Source organism: Catellatospora coxensis (assembly GCF_016862635.1).
Taxonomy (GTDB): domain Bacteria; phylum Actinomycetota; class Actinomycetes; order Mycobacteriales; family Micromonosporaceae; genus Catellatospora; species Catellatospora coxensis.
This window is the reverse complement of the sequence record NZ_BONI01000200.1, coordinates 1-1,242: the sequence shown is the minus strand read 5'-3', so window position 1 is coordinate 1,242 and position 1,242 is coordinate 1. Positions and strand designations below refer to the sequence as shown.

Genomic DNA, 1,242 nt, shown 5'->3' with positions numbered 1-1,242 from the left:
CGGCGACGATGGGCAACGGCGGGGCGGCGCTGGAGCTGATGGGGCAGTGGGCTCCGGCGGTGCAGGCCTCGTCGTCGACGAGCAAGAAGGGCCTGGGCGACAAGCTGGGCTACTTCGCTTTCCCGGCCGTCGAGGGCGGCAAGGGCTCGGTGGCTGAGGCGTTCGGTGGCGGCAACGGGTTCGCGGTCGGTAAGGACGCGCCCGCCTCGACGGTGGACTTCCTGAAGACGCTGCTGGATGTGGCGAACCAGCGCAAGTCGGCGGCGACGGGTGCGGTGCTGCCGACGGTCAAGGACGCCGCGGACGCGATCAAGGATCCGAACAGCAAGGTCGTCGCGTCGAGCCTCGCGGCGGCGACGGGGTTCCAGCTGTATCTGGACCAGGCGTATCCGCCGGCGGTGGGTCAGCAGGTCAACGACAGTGTCGCCGAGCTGGTGGCCGGGTCGAAGACCCCGGAGCAGATCGTCAAGGACATCACCAAGGTCGCGAAGAGCCAGTGACAAGCCGGCCGCGGGATGGTCGGCTGCCTCGATTCAAGGAACGGGAGCAGGCACGATGAAGCTTTCCACGGTGCCCGGACGGCGTCCGGGTGACCAGGAGGCGCCTTCCGCGGCACAGGTCCCGGCGGCCACGCGCAGGCGTGGCCGCCGGCCCCGGCGGCAGCAGCTGACCGCGATCGTGCTGTTCCTGACGCCCGCGCTGGTGCTGTTCGTGCTGCTGGTCATCACGCCGATCCTGCTCGCCGGCTACACCAGCCTGTACAAGTGGAACGGCTTCAACCTGCCGGAGAACTTCGTCGGCCTGGACAACTTCACCCGCGCCTTTCAGGACCCGACCTTCCTCGGCGACCTGTGGCACACCCTGGTCCTGATCACGCTGTCGCTGGTGATCCAGCTGCCGGTGTCGATGGCCCTGGCGATGCTGCTCAACCAGAAGCTCAAGGGCCGCAGCGTCTACCGCGTGATCTTCTTCGCCCCGTACGTGCTGTCCGAGGTCACCACCGCGGTGCTGTTCACGCTGGTGCTCTCGCCCAACCGGGGGCTCGGCCAGCAGATCGCCGGCTGGCTCGGCATCGACGCGCTCGACGGCGCGGTCTTCGCCGACCCCGACACCGTGCTGTACGCGCTGTTCTTCGTCATCTCCTGGAAGTACTTCGGCTTCCACATGATCCTGTACTTGGCGGGGCGGCAGGGCATCCCGGCCGAGCTGACCGAGGCCGCGACCACCGACGGCGCGAGCGCG

1 protein-coding gene and 1 pseudogene are annotated in these 1,242 nt (G+C 68.6%); both read left to right on the top strand.

The window, feature by feature from the left end:
• Positions 1–500 (top strand): annotated as a pseudogene (locus Cco03nite_RS42005) (ABC transporter substrate-binding protein); the annotation flags it as partial.
• Between the two features lie 55 nt (positions 501–555).
• The coding region (locus tag Cco03nite_RS42000) for a carbohydrate ABC transporter permease (protein WP_239168098.1) at positions 556–1,242 on the top strand (687 nt) is incomplete at its 3' end.